Genomic DNA, 20216 nt, shown 5'->3' with positions numbered 1-20216 from the left:
ATAGCTCATTGTTGTCGAATTACCAAAATTTATAAGAAAAATATGGTTCTCATTGGACATTACATTTTAATTCTCCCATGTCTTTTTTGAAAAATATTCTGCTCATTATTCTCCTTCCATTGCTCATATTTCATTTTAAACCAATCTACTACAGGCAAATCATCAATGAATAACCGCCATTTATTCTTTGTTTCAAGTTGAATAACATTCTTGATATATGCCACAGATTGCTCGGTAGTAAACTTGCGATTATGCTGCTTGGAGTAAAGCGAGCCACTAAAGCTGACCTTTTTGAAGCATGAAATGGCTCGTATCAAGTGCGTAGCAAAACCCATTTGCAAACACTCACGAACGATAGCCTTGAGATCTGCAAGGTAAGGAATAAGTTCTTCCAACTTCCTTTCCTCTTCTTGTTTACTAATTGAGTATCGGGTGAACTCGTCTTTTATAGTTTCCATCTGCTGCTGATGCATCATTTCAGAAGTAGCCATTTGCTTTTTGAGTGTAGAGATATTCCCTGTCAATGTAGCCTTGTCTGCATTAAGTTGCTTGTTTTCCTCTTCCATTCGTTTCACCTTATTACCTCCAAAAAGAGAAGATACACTATCCGTAATCGCTGTTGTGGCAGTTACTGCAGAACTCTTCAGTTTCTCTACTTTAATTCCTTGTTTCACCTCTTTAAGTTCTGATTGAAGCTGTTCTTTGCTTGATTCAAGTGTTTGTAGTTCACTTTGTAGGTTCTCGGTTGCACCAATGAGTGATTTGTAATATTCAGAAATGGAGATATGTTTGGCTTCCGATCCATCAATACCACGCTGTAAGCCATACTTATTCATGAGCTGGGCATAACTATCTTGGTAATTCTTTAGTTGGTTGCGTGCCATCACATCATCTGCACATAGTCTGGGTGTACCAACTTTCTTCTTTCGGTATTTACGTTTACCATTTTCTTCCTCTTTTTTGGCTTTTCTTCGCTCACAGGTAACAATAGGCACAATCGTAGCATGGATATGTGGTGTGTGTTCGTCCATGTGAAGAACTGCCGACACCACATTTTCCTTGCCGTATGTTTCTTGCAGCCATTGCATATTATCTTGACACCAACTATTAAGTTGTCCTCTATCCTCTATCCGTTTCATATCCTCGTATGTTCCTGTGAGCAGCACACGGATTGCTCTTACTTGGTTTTTACCAATTTTACGAGTGATTCCAGCCGTATTGATACGATAACTAATAGCTTCACTTCTGGAGTGGATTCCATCAGGGAACTCAATAAGTTCTTTGTTTAGGTGAGTGCGGCTTTCATCTGCATTCTTAGGATGGATTGTGCGCTCAATATGAGCAGACATACCTGTGTCGGCTCCTTTCGCTTTCTCTAAATGTAATACTGCGTATCCCATATCTGTCTTGCATTATTTGGGTTTAAGTTTAGGTTGACGATTCTCTTCGGGGTTTCAAAAGGGGCTTCCCCTTTGCCCATTGGGCATTTTTAGCAGAGGAGTGTAACGGCTGCGTAAAGAAAATGCCCTAATGAGCTATGGTATTTCGCTTGTGAAATATCCATAGGGGAGCAAGCGATGATTTATAGCCCTCTTCCCTTTCCCTTTCGTTGTTGTTGAGTGGTAATAGGCTTATCACAAAGCAGGTCGTTAATGTCCTTATACTTTGAGTAAGCCACGGAGCCATCTTCTACCTTTGCACCTAACTCTTTTGAGAGTTCTGCATTAGCAGCCCAGCCAGCCCTATCGTTGTCGAAAAGACAAACAATGTTATCATAGGAAGTTAAAAGGCTCTTTGCCTTTTGCAAGTTGGTGACGGAGTTAAGGATTATAATATCCGAAACTCCAGCCGACTTGTCATCACTAAGGGCTAAGATACCCTTTCCTTGCTTTTGCAAGGTCATATAAGAAAGGTAGTCCATAAATCCCTCAAATATCAAACAAGTATTGGCGTGTTCTTTTGCCTTGATAATCGTAAATGATTTAGGTGCTATACAACCTTTGAAGAATGTGTTGCGCAGTTCGTAGCCACCTGTCTTGTTAGCAAAGCCTATAGCAAAGTAGGTTTTATCCTTGTAAGTAAAATGTAGTTCTATACATTCCTTTTGAGCTATCGCAATATCCACTTTGCGCTCCGCGAGGTAATGAAGTAAGGCTGGGTGAGATAGTTCGTAGACTTCTATGTTCTTAAAAGCAGGTTCTTCTGGAGTAGTAATTCTTGTAGGTTGGTAGGAGTGATAGTTCATAGTGGATATGCCTGGAGCTGACTTTTCTATTTGTGCAAGCAGATAGGAAATATCTCTTGAATGATATAACTCTTCTGCAAGTGCGATGATACTACCACCTTTGCCAAGTCCGAAGTCATACCAAAGGTTGAGCTTTGTGTTTACCTTGAATGATGCCTGTGTTTCGTTTCTAAATGGCGATTTATAATATAACTTCTCGCCACTAATTTTGATAGGTGTATGCCCTATACTTTGCAGAAAGTCCTGCAATTTGATATGTTTTGCTGTTTCAATGTTCATAATTGTATGGCTTAGATGTTGTTAGAAAATTGATGATTTGATGAGTTTACTTGTAGGTGCTTGATAATGAGTGTTTATATTATACATCAACTCTTCATCAAAAAAATAAACTAAAGGGGAAGTGATGCTTGTGCAACTATTTCCTTATATCTTTACTTCGTTATTTCACGGTTTCATCTTATCACTATTTACCAGATAAGATATTTTTTCTTGGGGAGCAAGTTGTACTTTTGTGCAGACAAAAGTGCTTGCTACTTCAGGAAGTAGTGAAATCGCTACTCTATGTTCTCAGGATTTACTGCTTACCAAAAGAGAAACTTGGCACCATAGTACACTATTTCTCTTTTGGACAGCAATTATACACTTCATCCATGATTTATTTCTGATGGATTTCTGATGAGCATTTATTCTCCTTATATTCAGTAGCTTATATTCTTGTTTCATCATTTCATCAAAATAATAGTATTTATTTATCTGAAAGTTGTTCGAGAGTGACGGTGTAGTACCTGCCCATTCTCCTTACATCGGAATAATAGTTTGGGCGATTGAAGTCTATCTGATAGGTGGTGTAGCAAAGTGTATTGCTTGCTGGCTGCAATTTCCAAATATCTTGTACTATCTTTCGCACATGGCTTTTCTCAGCTTTCACTTGCGTATAGTTGAGTAGCGTAACTATGTCGTTTAGGCAGAAAGAATACTCTTTAATATTCATCTGCTTCATGATGTCAATGGCAAGTTCTGCCATTTCAATCTCCAGCTTGTTACGATTGCTCCTAATAATTCGTTTTAAAGCTGGTGTTTCCGTGAGTTTAGGATTGAACCACATACGGCTTTCTTCTTGGGTACTTAGTGTGCGATGCTGGAGAAAAAATAGGAAGGCAGGTATTTCTTCTTTGAGCTTCTTGAGAAAATCCGTATCATCAGATTGCAGCTTTTCTATTTTTCTCACCCAATAGCGGGTTTCTCCCATGTCTATGATAAGAGGGAGATACTCGTTGTTGGAGCATAGTACAAATTTGGAAAAGAAAGCTATTTCAGAGCGGTCTTTTCCTTTGGCCTCCACCTTGTAGGTATGTGTGGTACTTAGGTTCTTTAGTCGTTCACTGTCTTCCCTACGGTTAAGCAGTACTTCATCTACTACGATGATGAGCTTTCCTGCCCAGTCGGCATTGAACTGACTGCGGAAGTCTTCATTGGTGTTAAAGGTTACATTGTCCTTAAAAATGGCTTTAAGGAAGTTGAGAAAAGTACTTTTACCAGTATTGCGCTCCTCTGATACCAACAGAAGAATAGGTAATTTCTGAATGGGCTTTAGATAGAGCAGCTGCAAATAATCCATTCCTAACTCGTACTGTTCACCAAATATATGCGATACAAGGGCTTCTATGTGTGAGAATGTTCCTTCTTTGGGCTCATGGTCTATCGGCTCATAGAGATTGAGGAAGTTTGCTACAACTGGTTGATAGTTCACATGGTCTGGCAAGGTACAGAAGCCATTGTACTTAGGTACACTTGCCATAAAGTCCTTGCCGTGGTCTTGGCGCAGCGTTTCGTTGTTCCACACGATACGCTTGCGTACAAAGCCACCTCCTAATTTGGGTTGGTCTACCAATTTATATAAGGTGGTACCAACTCGGATATATTCTTCCTTTTCCATAGTATTAGATTTTTGAGGTTGCGTTACCTAAGATTTTCTGCACATCAGACATTCTGTATCTGACCTTGTTCCCTACCTTTATAGGCTTCAGATAGTTCTTCTTGCCCCAATGCCATAAGGTAGCATCACAGACTCCACATAATTGTTTTACTTCTTCCTTAGAAAGAAAGCGTTCCTTGCGTGATTCTTCAACGATGGTTGTAAGTTCGTCTTTTGCACGGTTAATAAGGTCGTTGGAAAATGCCAACAAATCCTCACCAGACACCTCTAATCGCACATGTGCGTTAGAGCCTTGAATGATAGATAAAATATCGGTCATATTTTTTAGACTCCACCAGCTTGTTTGACTTCCTGTTGTCGGTGGCTTGCAAACAAAAAGTCGCCACCTCGGTTGAGATGACGACTGCAAATTTATATCGAAAAATGATTGATTTTCAACGAATTGCAAAACGCTTAATTCGCTTAAATATTAAACGAATTAAACGAACTGTTATTAGGATAAAAAGGTCTTGAATTCATCTATCGAAGCACGGTCTTTTCCCTTATCCATCAACCTTATTCCTGTCTTTCCGATAGTCTCAGTAAGCTCTTTGTAAGCATTCTGAACACCACGAAGTCCTATTAAACGAATATTGTAATACTCGGACAATGCTCTATAGAATGGTGCTATATCACATTCATGGAGCAACCCCTCTTCTTCCAAAGCGATTTTGAGATAAACAATATCTTTCTCTTTTGGTTTGGTTAATATTCTATTCCTTATCTTAGAAAGTAGCTCTTCGTTTTCTTCTGGTTTCAGAAGTTCCTTCAGACTCCTTTCATCCTTTGGTCTGCCACGCTTCTTGTTAACATTGTTCTTATTATCATCGGAAGTGATTGCTTCCTCCAATGCAGATTCAACAACAGTATCTGTGGACAAGGAACACTTATACAATCTAAATTCCTCCCAGTCCTCCTTAGTTCTTTCTCCAGAAGATATACTTTTATGAATAATGTATTTGACCAGCAACGACAAAATCCATCTATGAACTCTATTTGTTTTACTATTATGAATAAGGCTCTCCCCCTGCTCTACCATACACTCGTAGCTTCTGCCAAAATACAGCCACGCAAGCATTGCAGGAACGATAGATTGTCTATTAGTGTCATGAAATTCATGTACCAATCGTTCTGCAAGGGTTGAATTAGTAAGCATCTCTTCCAAATCAGAAAAATCTTTCAGTGTATCATTGTACATTCTTTTCTTGACCTCACTCTTGTACTTCGGTACAATCTTTACAACTAACATAAAGACTTTCTGAAACCCAGCACTATCCTTACGGTTCATTTCCTCAACAAATGAGCCATATTCTTTAGGATGTGTATCAAGCCACTCTTTTATAAGTTGTTTGAAATCTTCAAAACTTCCTTTCATAGCCTAATCAGTCTAAAAGTTTTACTAAATCTTTCTTCATTTCTTCATCAATATCTCTATACCGTCTAAAGGCTTTGCTCCCCTCTTTGTGTCCTGATAATGCGGAAACTAAATTCGGGTCTTTTACCTTCTTATAGATATTACCAATGAATGTGCGTCTTGCTAAATGGCTGCTTGCTAGCTCGTACAAAGGGCGTTTTACTTCGTCATGCGTCAAAGGGTCTAAGATGGTTACAATTCTATCTACACCAGCTTCCTGAAAAATACGCTTAATAGCTACATTATACTTTTGCTCTGATATAAATGGAAATAGTTTAGTTCCTTTATAGTCCTCATAACGTGCCAATATTGTCTTGGCTTTGCTATTCAAAGGTACTCTGACCGTAATAGGATTGCCTTCCCTTGTCTTCTTAGGAATGTATTCTATTGCTTCATTCACTATATTTCTTTTGGTCAATCTATACAAATCGCTTACTCGGCAACCTATCAAAGTCTGAAAAATAAATATATCTCGTTGAACTGCAAGTTGTGGATACCCTGATAAATCAGCATTATATATTTGGTCACGCTCATCCAGTGTAATATAATAAGGTGTACCATAGGTACATTCATCTAATGGGAACTCATCGAAAGGACGATTTGTTGTTATCTTTCTATCATAACACCATATAAAGAACGTTCTTATACGAGAAAATCTGTCTATTAAGGTATTTTTGCCTCTTGGTAAAGGTACTCGTTTCTCAGGAAAAGCCTCATACAACTTAGGATATTTCTCATAGTAGATATGTTCATTTTCAAAGAAATCCCACATATCTCTCAAAGTATCAGCTGTCACATCATCAACAGTAAGAATAAAGTCACGATGACCACGTTTAACGGTTCTGACATACATTTCATATCGAGCCAAAGAACGCTGAATAACCTTAAAGTTCTTCACACGTACCACAGATAATTTATGTTCAACAAGAAATTTAGCAAAGAGTTCCAAAAGTTTAGGCTTATTTTCTGACATCAGCTCTTCCTCTGTCTTATATCGATTAGGATGATGATATTTGTCGATAATCATTGCCAACCATTCATTATCAGCTTCTGCCGTGTACTGCTTGGTAATCTTTGATACAATATCCTGAATACTTTGGGACAAGTGCAACTTATTTTCTTCTGAAACCAGCGCAACACGATCTTTGTAGCCCTGCTTTTCACTACTCCAATGATTCGGATTGATAACAAGTTCACTTGCAGCCTTAATATCTTTCTTACCATCACGCAAGCGAAAATAGATTGTTGCCATACTATCTGTATCGTACTTTTTTGCCGTCTTACGAATGAATGCTGTAACTTTCATAATTAATGCCTTTAGTTCTGCTGCAAAGATAATAAATTGCTCCCAAATTGTTCCCAATCATCCTAAATTTATTTTTATCTTTTTCAATCAGATTAAACGCAGTGTTCTTTTATTGCATTGATTACAAGGTATTTATGTTTAACTATTAAGTTTAATAGGGTTAATTAAAATGTTCCCATATTTAATATTTCAAATGCGGTTCTGGGTACTACAAATCCCTTGTAAGTCTTTGATTTACAAGGGATTTTTCTTTTTCAGAATGTACTAAAAGTGTACTATATAACAATACAATGAAAAAGGTATACTTTTATAGTTTTTCGCCACTCAGATTTATATTTAATTAACGACAACTCTTCCCTTTTATTCTGTTTATTTCCCTTTCTTGGCTTTTTCTCCAACGAATGCCCTATCTTTGTAAACAATACCTATCTTAGAAAATTGCAAAAATGGAAAATGACAATCTAAAGATACAGCTTGACAGTATTCAGCAGATATTAAGCTACTGTATTACCCAAGCCTATAATATCCTCATAGGAAATGTTCTGAGGAAGAAAGGCTGTATTAGTGATATGCAGCTCAAAGAGATTTTGCAGAAAGAATATATCCGAATAACCGATGAACTCTCTTTCATTTATCTGAATTATCCTGCCCTCGCATGTGTAGAGGAATACTACAATGCTGCCGACTTTTTGTGGGAAAGCACATTCTTTGAATCGCTGACCAAAGAACAAAAACAGAAATATACCTCTTTCTCCGTATCTTCATTTGAATATACGAAGTACATTAAGACACATACCCACTATAATGATACCCTGCCAATGTTCTCTTACCTTGTCGATGCTATTTTGTATGAACGCTACGCAAAATATCTCATAGGAGAAATCGAACGAATTGAATTGACAGAGGTACAAATCGTTCAGCCTCGCCCTTCAATTTTGGTAAATGATGAACCATGCGAGCAGAAAAAGAAACCGGTCATCGTTGGTAAAGGAATAAATCCATTTCAATCCGAGTTTACAGATGAGCAAATTGAGATTCTTACCGCTTGCATCAACGAAATCCAATTATTCACGACCCACATATCTGCCAAGTTACTCAAAGACTTTTTTGCTTGTAAACTAAAAGGTGTTTTGAAATCAAACAACAATCGCCAGCTGGCATATCTCATGCAAAGTCTTAATCTTCGAGGGTTCATTACTGATGAATGGCAATCTGCGATTGCTCGTAATGAACTTGTCTTGGGGAAAACAAAAGATACGCCACTGACACGCACCGACCTTTCCACCGCAACAGACCAAATCAACATGAAGCAGCCGAAAGGATGGGAAACCATTGATAACTACATCAAACAACTGAAAAAAGGTTGAGCATAGGTTGATACCTCAAACATTGCTCAACGCCATTTACTTTTATCGTTTCTAATTTTGCCCTCGTTAACAAATAATTAGCGAAGGTGCACCTTCATATTGTTTAATTCAAAATGTTTTCAATATGAACAAGACATTAGAAACTCGAGTTGAAGAACTCGAACAAATGGTATTCATGAATAAGAACGTGCTGAGTTTTGAAGAAGCCAGCAGATTCTTGAACCTCTCAAAGAGTTATCTCTACAAACTCACATCGGGAAATCTGATACCTCATTACAAGCCACAAGGTAAAATGCTTTATTTTGAGAAGGCAGAACTTGAAGCGTGGCTACGGCAGAATCCTATTAAGACCACAGCACAGATAAATCAAGAGGCTCAAAGGTATATCATGGGCAACAAACCCTTAATGCAGAAATAGCTCATGGCACAGGAAGAATTTATCCGTGTTGGCACAACCTTATATAAGATTGTGAACCAACCACGCATCAATGGCGGTTTTGTCAAGAAGCGTATCGTGTGGAACAATGAGACGCTACGGCAGGACTATGGTAAGAACTTCATTGCCACTGTCCCGAAGTACGATGGTTTCTGTACCGTACCTAACCACGTGAACTATCAACCAGTGGTTGACAAGTTTCTGAATCTCTACGAGCCGATAGGACACCAGCCAAAAGAAGGAGAGTTCCTACACATCGAATCCCTGATAAGGCATATCTTCGGGGAACAATACGAGTTGGGCATGGATTACTTGCAATTGCTCTATCTCCAACCCGTGCAGAAACTCCCCATTCTCCTGATGGTGTCAGAAGAACGCAACACAGGCAAGAGTACGTTCCTTAACTTTCTTAAAGCTGTTTTCCAAAACAATGTTACTTTCAACACCAACGAGGATTTTCGCAGCCAATTCAATGTTGATTGGGCTGGTAAACTGCTCATTGTCGTGGACGAGGTATTGCTCAACCGCAGGGAGGATAGTGAACGGTTGAAAAATCTCAGTACAACGCTTTCCTATAAGGTGGAAGCAAAAGGCAAAGACCGAGATGAAATCTCCTTCTTTGCCAAGTTTGTGCTCTGTTCCAATAACGAGTTACTCCCTGTCATCATTGACGTGGGAGAAACCCGATATTGGGTCAGGAAGATAGAACGTCTTAAAAGCGATGATACCGACTTTCTGCAAAAGCTGAAAGCCGAAATTCCAGCCTTTCTTTATTTTCTGCAGCATCGCACGCTATCTACCCAAAAGGAAAGTCGTATGTGGTTTGCACCCAAGCTGACTTTTACACCCGCTCTACAGCGTATAATACGCAGCAATAGAAACAAGATAGAGTTAGAAATGTCCGAGCTCTGCTTAGAAGTAATGGAGCAGATGATGGTTACCGAATATTCTTTCTGTATCAATGATATGGTGTGCCTACTAAACAACACAGGCTGCAAGGCTGACAAAAGCCAAGTCCGAAGGATTGTACAGGATATTTGGAAACTTTCGCCGGCTCCCAACAGCCTTACCTATCTCACCTATCAGATAGACTACAATAGCTTCAGGAACTATTCGCCCATCAAGCGGACAGGTAGATATTACACCGTGACCAAAGAACTACTCACAAACATTTAATCATTTATTTTGATGAAATGATGAAAGAAGCATATAAATTCCTGATTGGCAACATCTTGCTCATTCATCCTTTTGCTCATCAGTATAAAGGAATGATGAAAGAGGTATTCTGTACTATCCAAAAGAGAAATATATCAAGTTTCTCTTTTGGTTGGCTCCTTTACGTGAGTTGCGACCCCATTTCCCGATTTTGTTAAATCGGTAACACTTTTGTCCGCACAAAAGTACAACTTGCTAAACAAAGGCAGGTATGCAATAAAGGAGAAATCTCTGTATTTCGGGAAAAGGTTAAAAAGCGAGATAGGGAAATAACGAAGTAATGAAATCGAGATTTTGGCACTTCTAAGAAGCATAAAAGTATATTCTACTTTGGTAGGCATTGTGATGAAGCTACGATGAGTACATAAGTCGTTTATAACGAGTAGATTATGTTTCATTTCATCAAATCATCAATTTTTCAAACCATTCAACTTCACTGTAATATGAACATTCAAGAAATTAAAACAATAAAGCTGCAAGATTTTCTTGCGAGTCTGGGACATACACCTATCAAACAACAAGGTAACAAGTTGTGGTATCTCTCTCCCTTTCGTATTGAGCTCCAAGCTTCATTCAAGGTAAATACAGATCTCAACCAATGGTATGACTTCGGGATAGGAAAAGGTGGAAACATCATTGCTCTGGCAGAGGAACTATATAAGTCTTCCGATGTGTCCTATCTTATTAGGCAGATAGAACGCAATGCCCCAGCCTGTGTGCATCCCTTATCTTTTCCTCATTCAAAGAAGGAATCACCGCAACACACACAACCCTTTGAGAACTTAAAAGTTCTACCTTTAGCGCACCCTGCCCTTATCAGATATTTACATGAAAGATGCATTGATATGGAGGTAGCTACCACTGTGTGTAAAGAACTTCATTACGACTCTAATGGTAAGCATTATTTTGGGATAGGTTTTCCCAATAGCGCAGGTGGGTATGAAATACGCAACCCATTCTTCAAAGGCTGCATTGCTCCAAAGGATATTAGTGTTTTCTATGCCCATGAGTCGAAGAAGAATTGTTGCCTTTTCGAGGGCTTTATGGACTTTTTGTCTTTTATGACATTAAGGAAACTGAAGAATCCGCAGCGGACGGGGTTAAGCCAACAAGATTATGTGGTACTCAATTCTGTATCAAATATTCATAAGATTACAGAGAAATTGTCGCATTACGACAGCATCCAATGCTACTTGGATAATGATGATGCAGGCAGGAATGCTTATCAACAATTAGCCAAAGAATTAGGCGATTCTGTTTCTAATTGCTCCACGCTATACAATGGCTTTAAGGACTTCAACGAGTATCTATGTGCAGAAATTAAGCAACCAAAGAAAGCAGAAATAAAAAGAAATAAGGGTATTGGATTATAAATATGGTAGATGCCTCATACCTTCTATTTTTCGGGGAGCAAGTTTATGTTTTGGGCATACCAAAACCACTTGCTCCACCTCCCAAGATAGGTGTAGAGGATTATCCCGCTGGTCTCCATCAAATCAATTAAAGAAACAATTATGACTAAATCAGAATACAACAAAGGCGGTCGTCCAACCAAAGGCGCAGCCGAAAAAAAGAAATACCGCATCACGGTAAAACTTACCACTGAGGATTACTATACACTCAAAGGCAAAGCCATAAGCGCAGGAATATCCATGAGTGAATTTGTAAGAAAAGTTCTCGATAAAGGAAATGTGATTGAACGCTTGACCATTGAGCAGGCTGACTTCATCCGCAAGCTGTGTGGTATGGCAAACAATCTCAATCAGTTGGCACATCGTGCCAATGCGGACGGCTTCTATGCTATTGCGCCCTTCCATAAACTTATCCTTGCCAAGATTGATGAAATCCTAAATTTGATACGAAGATGATAGCTAAGCTTATGAAAGGTTCAGGCTTCAAGGGTGTTATTAACTACATCCTCGATCCGAAGAAGGGAACGGAACTTATAGATAGTTCGGGTGTAAGGACAGATGATATTAGCCACATCATTCAGAACTTCATCGATCAAACAAATCTAAACCCAAGAGTGAGTAAGGTCGTCGGACATATCTCCTTGAGTTTCTCCACACAGGATTCTCTCAAATTAAGCAACGAGTTCATGACACAAGTCGCTCGTGAGTATATGGAGAAAATGGGGATAAAAGATACGCAGTATATCATAGGTCGCCATTTTGACAAGGATCATCCGCATGTCCATATTGCTTTCAATAGGATAGACAATCACGGCAAGACCATCTCCGACAAAAACGACAGATTCAGAAGCGAGAAGATTTGTAAGGAACTGACCACTAAATATGATTTATACTTTGCCAGTGGCAAGGAAAAAATCAAGGAACACCGCTTGAAAGAACCAGACAAGACCAAGTATGAGATTTATCAGGCTTTAAGGGAAAAGATTCCTAAAAGCAGGATTTGGAAATCATTACTCGCTCACCTGAGAAATGAAGGGATTGATGTGCGCTTTAAGTATAAAGGCAATACACAGGAAGTGCAAGGCATTATCTTTGAGAAGAACGGCTACCACTTCAATGGCTCAAAGGTGGACAGGAGTTGCAGTTATTCCAAGATTGATTTTGCCTTGCAGCAGAATAACAAAGAAAACTGTCAACAGGCACAAGGAACCGTCAATCTTATATCAGATGTTGCAGATGCTACGAGCACACTTGTTAATGACTTCATCGAGGGAGGATTAGATCTATTTCAGTCTCACGGCACACTCCCAGCAGAAGTTTACAATACACTTGAGAAAAAGAAGAAAAAGAAAAAACGTAAAATACATTTATAACTATGGCAGATAATAATACATTTGTCCTCTTTGAGGAAATCAAGAATAAGTTGGAAATAATTTATAAGGAAGTAAGGGAACTTAAAGAAAAGGACATCAGTTCTGTTTCTCTTCCTACACCTACTGCTCCAGCGCAAAGTAATGAGCAACAAGACCAAGAATTGCTCAAACAGTATGAACTACGGACGAAGGAAATACTCAATAAGTATATAGCCATACAAATACGTATCAAGGATGAGGAAGCCAAATCTATTGATAAATTGGTGGCAAGCGTATTGACTATGCTACATGAGTGGGAGGAGCAGAAAAAGCAACCACAACCGCAAGAACATATCCACAAGCATAGCTTTGACATCAAGTCGTCTAAAGTTTTTACTTATGTGGTTATAACAGCAGTTGCTTTTCTTGTTTCTTTGGTCGGCAACTTCTGGCTGTGGCAAAGCAAACAGCAATATAATGACGATGCTTTAAAGTTCCGAATTATCAGAGTATGGCGAGGTTGCAGCCCGAAGGAAATACTATGGCTCAACGATGTGTTTGATATTCATCGTAACGAAACCACAATCGGAAAAATCAAGAAGAAAGCTGATGGGTACGACTTGGAATTGAAGCAGAAGGCAGACAGTCTGATGCAAAGAAAATTGAAGTAACTCTATACGGAACAAGCCCAACCAAACGGGAAACTTGGTCGGGCTTGCTATAATGCCATATTATTCTATGATTTCCCAGAAACCACCATTATCTGGTCCAACACGACGGAGGTATTTATTACGCATATATTCGATATTACGCATAATAGAAGTCGCACTAATACCAACAGCAGAAGCAAGTTCCATCTTGGTTATATAGGGATTTTCAGCCATTAGCTGCAAGATGGTAATACGATTTTGCGTTAATTTATCACCATTTTCTAATGCTTTAGCCACCGTTTTTTTCACGATCATCTCTCGCTTATCAGTAACCTTAGTTTGTTTGTCAGTAACCCTATCAGATACCCTTTCTTGCTTATCAGTAACCTTTTTAGATACCTTCGAGAGAGTATCAGTTACCTTATCTGCATTCTCTTTCACAGACTTTTCTTGTTCTGACATAACTTTTGGTACTGTGATCTTCAAAATAAAATCATCAAGATGGAAGGATAAATGTGGTGTGCCATTAGCTTCCAACTCTCTGTACACACGATCCACGCCCTCGCCAAACTCTTTCACAAAGTCGTATGCTTTAAGGAATTGGGCAATTTTGGGATTGCGAGAGAAGTGCGTATGACGTATGTTCGTAGGCTTTACAGTTCCGGGTAATCTACCTGGCGACTCAAAAACAAGACGATCATCAAGCATCTTAATCTGAATTTCCGTTCCCTTAATATTGTAGGCACGGTGGCAACAAGCATTGACCACCATCTCTTGAATCACAAACTTTGGATAATCCCTATTGGTTACGAACTGTCCATGCTGTCCAAGAAAAGTATGCTCCTCCACTTGTGTTTCAAGGTAAGCTATCGTAGCTTTCACCTGATCAAGTATCGTTCCTTCAAAGGTTACATCCTTAATCACGTTCATCTCGACTCCCACTCGCTCCTCTGTACCCTTATAACGGATGAAACGAGTACGCCCACGAGGAAAGAACTTCTGGGGATATTTGCCAAACAGCAGAATACAAGCCACACTAACTTGCTCTTCTCCCTTTGCGTTTATAGTCAAGAATCCATTGTTCTCTTGTAGATATTGCTTTGCAGACTTGGTATAACCTATCAATTCCGTATATCTTTCGACAGCAGCCATATCAATATCATCTACCGTAGCACCATACACAGCCGTATCCTCATAATAACGCTCGCCCTTGTCGTACATCAACTGTATACGCTCTTCAAAAGACAACTTTCTACTCTTATCACCAACACGCATATAGGCTTCGTCTGCCTGATTAGCGTGTAGCTCCGAACTTGCAGGGATGTACATTAACAAGATGTGATTGTCATTCCCATCCTTATCAGTACAGGGTAGCAGGTCACTGGTAATAGGCACGGAAGGATTACAGAAATCTAAAGGAACACGCAGCAGCTCATTCAGCTTCTCCGTATATTGATCCACGCCCTCTATCTTCCTCGTCTTATCAGATACACCAATAGCAATTGTCCCACCATCCGCATTAGCAAATGCAACAATGGTAATAGCCAATGCCTTTGGATCTATTTGAATACTTTTGCAATCAAAAGTCTGTTCTTCTTTGCGAGTTGTTATTTCTTGTATTGTCATTTCTAATACTTTACATTTGTTAGTATAACGGCTATTTTTGTCTTATATATATGCATCATTGCCATATAGTATATGGCTAATATTCATTTACTGCGTTTTGCTTGGTTTCTTTTGCATTATATCAACTATCTTTTCTATTTTCTTAGGGTATAAGTCCTTATCTATCTCATTTTCAAAAAGACAGAAAATAGTGTTATTAAACAACTCTACATAAAATAGTAATATTGCTGGGAGATATGCGTAATAATGTCGCCATAAGTGTTCAATATCAACATGAGTTGCAAACATAAAATTAAAATTCATTTCTCCAGTTTTATTCCATGGTCTTGTTGTAACAGGATGAATTGCTCTATTGGATAAATTCAGAATAGACCCCATATTTTCTTTTTTATAAATACATTCATATATGAATGATCCTTTAATACTATTTGCCATCCTTATAGAGTCCGTTTTATCCAAGTATTCCCTAAGTGTATCATCGTTAAGATGGGCAGGATCGTAATCATTGCGCTTGATAAAATCATCATAAAAATTATCATCATATACAAAACGCAATAATATTTTGAGGTTATCCACGAGCGGTCTTCTTAATAACGCATATGCTACAACTAATCGCATCTTGTTCGAACAGTCTAAAGACTCTTGCATAAAATAGCAGAAATCCTTTAATAGTCCCAAGATAATACTTTTATTTAGCTGCAATCTAAAACCGGCCTGATTATGTTCTCTTAAATAATCCCAAACATCAAAATCTTCTTTTTGGATGTTTGGTATCTCTACTTCATCTATAGGATAAGTAGTTACCTGTAAGAACTTATATTCATCTCTGACCAAGAACTCTTCTATTTGTCCTATGAGTTCAAAACACATTTTGTGTGTTTGCTGATATTCTTTGGGTAAATAATAGAAATCCATACTCATTTATTTTTTCGGAACAATGTCTTGCCATCGTTTACAGTTCATTCAGATACTGCAACAACTGCTTGACAGTAATTGCACCTTCTATCTCTTTTGTCTGGAATACCATAAAATATTTATAGGCGCTTCCAGCAAGGTCGGCCCATTTATTGCCAAGCCAAATCTTGTTTCTCGAATCATCATTGACTAAATGATCGCCTTTTGTCTCTACAAGAATAGTGTTTCCAGACTTCATTCGAACGATAAAGTCAGGGTAATGATTGATATACCCATTAATGCAGAAATCCTTCTTTTCTCGATTACGATGCCAGAACAATACATTGGGATTATCAGCTATGGCAGAAATGACATCGTATTCAAAGTCATTGACCGTTTCTTCGGCAACATACAACCCTTTATCGATGCCGACCATTTCTTCTTTTGGCATTGCAATAGCATCAATAAAGGTATAATGCCCTTTAAGTTGAATCTTTCCCACATTTAACCATTGCTGGAAAACCTGTTTCTGGTAATCCTTTAAAAGAATCTCTATTTTCTCTTTGATGGTATCTCGTGTCAAGTAGAGGTTGTCCACCAAACTAGCAATAGCATCGGCATCGAGCCCGGAAATCACCCTATCTATGTATTTCTTAATATCTGGCTCCACAACATTGTCAAACTTAATCATACTTGCAATTTGCTTGCTTAGCATATCTTTCTGAGTGTTCGCGGACTTATCCATATATTGCTGTCGGATAAAGTCTATGGCTTGCTGATTGTTGCGACGCACTGGCACATAATCATCGCCTGATTCCGCAACATCGATAGTAACACCCTGTGGACGGACAATGGTGAAATCTACAGTAGCATCCTTTGATGGCAAATCAAAACCTTTCGATAACATCGATTTTTCCAAAGGAATCCATTCCTCATCGGAGAATATTGATGCAACAGTCTTTGTGTAGAAGACAGGGAGGTTTATTTCTGCTACTACCTCTTTATAACTTTCATTGATAGGATAATACATTTCTGTTGGTATAATAGCCGCAAGTGGATCGATGTTTCCGCTTTGTGACTGTTCATTTATTTTCCGATTATACTCATTGCCCATCTGCTCCGCCTGCTTTTGTAAGTCTTGGATATATTTACTTGGAGCATCGTTCTGTATCGTTTCTTTGATTGTAGTTACCTCTTCTATTGATAATTCGATAGCATCCTCTGCCTCATTCTCTTTCTCCTGATTTTGTGGCTTATCAAACAAATTGGGAATACTTTTCTTTTCTTCAGCAACACTATCCATATTTACTTCACGGAAGTCTTTTTTACTGAATCCCGCCTTTTGTAACGAAAGAATGATTCTCTCAACTGTATCACGGAAGTCATTACTACTTGTGAAAACATAGGAAAGATTGAGCAAAGGATTCTGATGCTGGGTGGTATATGGCTGACGGAGTATGCGCCCCAAAATTTGTTCTACATCTACACGACTTGTTTTGTTCGCCAATGTTGCCAAAATGTAGGCAAAGGGACAATCCCAACCTTCTTTCAGCGCATTTACGGTTATAATGTATCTTACTTCACAAGCACGACTCATCAAGTCAATGCCCTTTAATTCGTCTTTATTAGCCGTCTTGATTTTGATTTGCTCCTCAGGAATACCAAAGCCAATAAGGTTATTTTTTATCTTATCAAAAGTAATGTTGTCGTTATCAATCTTTGGTTGAGCTTGAAATAATACAATTGGACGGATGTATCTACCACCATGCTTTTCCATCTCAACGGCATGTTGTTCCAGACTATTACGCATTCGGATGGCACAAACAAGCACATCTTTAGGCGAGTTGCGATTTTCCACGATAACGGGAAGTTTCACCATGTTTTCACGCTTCAGTTGCATGGCATCTACAAAACTGATGATATTGCTATTGTCGCGTGGAGTTGCTGTCAATTCCAATATGAATCGGGGAGATAGATTGTTGAGCAGTTCTACTCTTAGATCGGCCTTGAAGTTATGACTTTCATCTACTATCACCAACGGGTTCTGCTGGGCTATCACCTGTATGAGTGCCGTTGGGTCTGCATTGTCAATCAACTGGTCTGGGTGAACATAATATTGCGTATGTTCAAGGAAGTTTCCATTCTCTCGAAAAGCACGAGGCTTCAATTGCTCTACACTTTTATCTTTCTTCACACGGATGGTCTCCACAAACGACTGAGCACTTAACACGAAGATGGTCAGATTATCGTGCATCTGCACAGGATTAATGCCTTGCCCCATCAGCGCAGCCTCCTTGTCCACTACTGTCACGCGGTGGGAAAAAAGCGTATCTATTGTTTGACGATATGGATGAGTGGCATCCTGTAATTTCTCCAAAGTTTGCTTGAGAATGGTATCGCTGGGAACAAACCATGCCACAACCCGATTAGGAGCACCTGTTTGCAGGTTATCCATAATCCTCTTAATAGCATTGCAGGCAATGAATGTCTTACCGCCTGCCGTGGGAACTTTCAGCGTTACACGCGGCGCACCGTTCACGGTATTGACATAGGGATGCAGATAGCTGTTACTGAATCCATTCACCGAAACCCCTCTGTTTCCCCAATATCGGGAATAGGCAACAGAGAGACTTTTGCTACCATTCAAAGCCTCAATATATTGCTCCAGATCTCGGAGCACTTGATGTTGATATTCTTTCAGTTGCATACTTTAAAATCTATTGATGTCGCGAGGAATCTTCTTGAATGTAATATTCAATTGCGCCAGCTGCTCTTTACTAATCGTGCAGATATCAGCATAAATCACATAATGGTCTGCAGTCTTGGGTACTATGTTTAATGTGTCATACGACAAAGTTGTGATCTCATTGGGCTCGTAATAAAAAAAATAGCCCGTACCATCCTTGTAGTCTAACAGATAGGGATAATCCACTGTTTGCTGATTTGTCAGGTAATCGTGGGTCTCTGTATAATAAATGTATTCACGCATTTTTCCTATACCGACCTGCTCGTTTAGGTTACCATCTTCATTGAACAGAGGAGAACCTAATTCGTAGTAATCGAAAGAGCCCCCCAAGCCTTCAACAGCTTTCTTCCCTTCTCCGTAGCCTTTGATTACCCGGCGTATTCGTTCCGCAGTAATACTTTCTGCATAAGCTTCCATTTCTATTAAGATAAACTTTCTGTTGCCCTTCGTATTAAAATTAACATCTAACACAGAATGAGCTGTCGTTCCTGAGCCTGCAAAAGAATCGAGGATAATACTATCATCATCAGTTGCAATTTGAATCAGGTGTTCTATCAATTGGAATGGTTTAGGTGTCGTAAAAGGAATTTGTTCAGAGAAGATATTTTTTAAATTGTTCTTGGCGATTTCATTTGTAGCCACATCAGCAGCAAAGAGAATGGTTTCAGGGGTTAATCCTCTATCTTTATCATTTAGATATGTCTTCTTTCGCGGAACATTATTACCACTTTCTCCAAACCAAATTCGTCTATCGGCAATAGCTTGCCGCATTACCTCTTCTGTATATAACCAACAGCGTCCATTTGGTAAAGTATGTTTTTTTCCGTTTGGAGCTATCAATGTGTAAAATTGGCTTTCAGTGGCATGTCCTGCTTGTGCTGTTGCTGGGTCAGACTTCCATAAGCCACGTGGGTCATTATCAGGGTTTTGATATCTACTCAATGCTTCTTTCGACATGGGTAAGAGATGCAGGCATCTATCTGTCTTCATTATATCTTTACAATAGCAAAGGATATAATCGTGACGACATGAAACAACCTTTCTATTCTCTCTATTTTTTCTTTTTTCCCAAATAAAAGTGGCTACAAAATTTGTGCTGCCGAAAATTTCATCACAAATACACTTTAGATTCGCATATTCATTATCATCAATACTTATAAAAATAATTCCTGTACTGGATAATAGCAACTGGAGTAGCCTTAGCCTTGGATACATCATGCAAAGCCATTTATCATGCCTGCTAAGATCTTCGCCCTCGACACCTACCACTTCTCCGAGCCATTTGCGTATGTGTGGGTCATTCACATTATCGTTATACACCCAGCCCTCTTCGCCTGTATTATAGGGAGGATCTATATAGACGCAATCTACTCGTCCCTCATATTCTGGTAATAATGCCTTTAACGCTTCGAGATTATCTCCATGAATAATCTTATTTCCACTATGAGTTTCAGAGGTATCAGAAGGGTTATCCCCCCGATATCCATATTTATGTTCCAACACACGGAACGGTACTTCCGCATGATGGTTAACGACCTTGTCTTTTCCCAACCAATGTAATGTAGGCATATCTGTTAT

The 20216-nt window shown here is 39.0% G+C and carries 17 protein-coding genes; 7 read left to right on the top strand and 10 right to left on the bottom strand.

The genetic code is table 11. The features are described 5' to 3' along the window. Nucleotides 1-59: 59 nt before the first annotated feature. The 6 genes from mobV to LO761_RS05125 all read right to left on the bottom strand — a co-directional run bounded on the left by mobV (nt 60) and on the right by LO761_RS05125 (nt 6940). On the bottom strand, nt 60-1400 hold the full coding sequence (mobV, locus tag LO761_RS05150) for a MobV family relaxase (protein WP_272817256.1): 1341 nt from the start codon (nt 1398-1400) through the stop codon (nt 60-62). A gap of 182 nt (nt 1401-1582) precedes the next feature. After that, on the bottom strand, nt 1583-2524 hold the full coding sequence (locus tag LO761_RS05145) for a toprim domain-containing protein (RefSeq protein WP_272817255.1): 942 nt from the start codon (nt 2522-2524) through the stop codon (nt 1583-1585). 466 nt (nt 2525-2990) lie between these two features. Beyond that, nucleotides 2991-4181: a primase-helicase family protein gene (locus LO761_RS05140; RefSeq protein WP_272817254.1), complete on the bottom strand. Its 1191-nt coding sequence runs from the start codon at nt 4179-4181 to the stop codon at nt 2991-2993. Between the two features lie 4 nt (nt 4182-4185). Next, entirely contained in the window at nt 4186-4500 is a 315-nt protein-coding gene (locus tag LO761_RS05135) for a helix-turn-helix transcriptional regulator (protein ID WP_004342657.1), read from the bottom strand. 174 nt (nt 4501-4674) lie between these two features. Further along, nucleotides 4675-5595, bottom strand: coding sequence for a DUF6043 family protein (locus tag LO761_RS05130; protein WP_272817253.1), 921 nt, complete (start codon nt 5593-5595; stop codon nt 4675-4677). A 7-nt stretch (nt 5596-5602) separates the two neighbouring features. After that, entirely contained in the window at nt 5603-6940 is a 1338-nt protein-coding gene (locus LO761_RS05125) for a site-specific integrase (RefSeq protein ID WP_272817252.1), read from the bottom strand. Nucleotides 6941-7386: 446 nt separating this feature from the next. Here LO761_RS05125 and LO761_RS05120 point away from each other — a divergent pair, with 446 nt between their 5' ends. The 7 genes from LO761_RS05120 to LO761_RS05090 all read left to right on the top strand — a co-directional run bounded on the left by LO761_RS05120 (nt 7387) and on the right by LO761_RS05090 (nt 13393). After that, a complete protein-coding gene (locus tag LO761_RS05120) occupies nt 7387-8307 on the top strand; it encodes a hypothetical protein (RefSeq protein WP_272817251.1) in 921 nt (306 codons plus the stop codon). A 124-nt stretch (nt 8308-8431) separates the two neighbouring features. Then, nucleotides 8432-8725, top strand: a complete 294-nt coding sequence (locus LO761_RS05115) for a helix-turn-helix domain-containing protein (RefSeq protein ID WP_004354446.1) — start codon at nt 8432-8434, stop codon at nt 8723-8725. A 3-nt stretch (nt 8726-8728) separates the two neighbouring features. Then, a complete protein-coding gene (locus LO761_RS05110) occupies nt 8729-9919 on the top strand; it encodes a primase-helicase family protein (protein WP_272817250.1) in 1191 nt (396 codons plus the stop codon). A 482-nt stretch (nt 9920-10401) separates the two neighbouring features. Continuing rightward, on the top strand, nt 10402-11331 hold the full coding sequence (locus LO761_RS05105) for a toprim domain-containing protein (RefSeq protein WP_272817249.1): 930 nt from the start codon (nt 10402-10404) through the stop codon (nt 11329-11331). A 141-nt stretch (nt 11332-11472) separates the two neighbouring features. Beyond that, nucleotides 11473-11826: a MobC family plasmid mobilization relaxosome protein gene (locus LO761_RS05100; RefSeq protein WP_006949112.1), complete on the top strand. Its 354-nt coding sequence runs from the start codon at nt 11473-11475 to the stop codon at nt 11824-11826. Further along, on the top strand, nt 11823-12743 hold the full coding sequence (locus LO761_RS05095) for a relaxase/mobilization nuclease domain-containing protein (protein WP_272817248.1): 921 nt from the start codon (nt 11823-11825) through the stop codon (nt 12741-12743). The genes LO761_RS05100 and LO761_RS05095 overlap by 4 nt, the downstream gene beginning before the upstream one ends. A 2-nt stretch (nt 12744-12745) precedes the next feature. Continuing rightward, a complete protein-coding gene (locus LO761_RS05090) occupies nt 12746-13393 on the top strand; it encodes a hypothetical protein (protein ID WP_219453056.1) in 648 nt (215 codons plus the stop codon). A 60-nt stretch (nt 13394-13453) separates the two neighbouring features. On the opposite strand, the gene LO761_RS05085 is transcribed toward LO761_RS05090, so the two are convergent. From LO761_RS05085 to LO761_RS05070, 4 genes are all read right to left on the bottom strand, one after another. Then, on the bottom strand, nt 13454-14998 hold the full coding sequence (locus LO761_RS05085) for an RNA-binding domain-containing protein (RefSeq protein ID WP_272817247.1): 1545 nt from the start codon (nt 14996-14998) through the stop codon (nt 13454-13456). 87 nt (nt 14999-15085) lie between these two features. Continuing rightward, the gene (locus tag LO761_RS05080; protein WP_272817246.1) at nt 15086-15913 is read right to left on the bottom strand and encodes a hypothetical protein; all 828 of its coding nucleotides are present in this window, start codon (nt 15911-15913) and stop codon (nt 15086-15088) included. A gap of 37 nt (nt 15914-15950) precedes the next feature. After that, nucleotides 15951-18599 carry a DEAD/DEAH box helicase gene (locus LO761_RS05075; protein WP_272817245.1) on the bottom strand — a complete coding sequence of 883 codons (2649 nt, stop codon included), beginning with the start codon at nt 18597-18599 and terminating at the stop codon, nt 15951-15953. A 3-nt stretch (nt 18600-18602) separates the two neighbouring features. Then, nucleotides 18603-20207, bottom strand: a complete 1605-nt coding sequence (locus tag LO761_RS05070) for a site-specific DNA-methyltransferase (RefSeq protein ID WP_272817244.1) — start codon at nt 20205-20207, stop codon at nt 18603-18605. Nucleotides 20208-20216: the final 9 nt, after the last annotated feature.

This window comes from Phocaeicola oris (assembly GCF_021295095.1).
In the GTDB taxonomy this organism is placed as follows: Bacteria; Bacteroidota; Bacteroidia; order Bacteroidales; family Bacteroidaceae; genus Phocaeicola; species Phocaeicola oris.
Note: the sequence above shows the minus strand (reverse complement) of the source record. Positions and strands in the feature narration are given on the sequence as shown.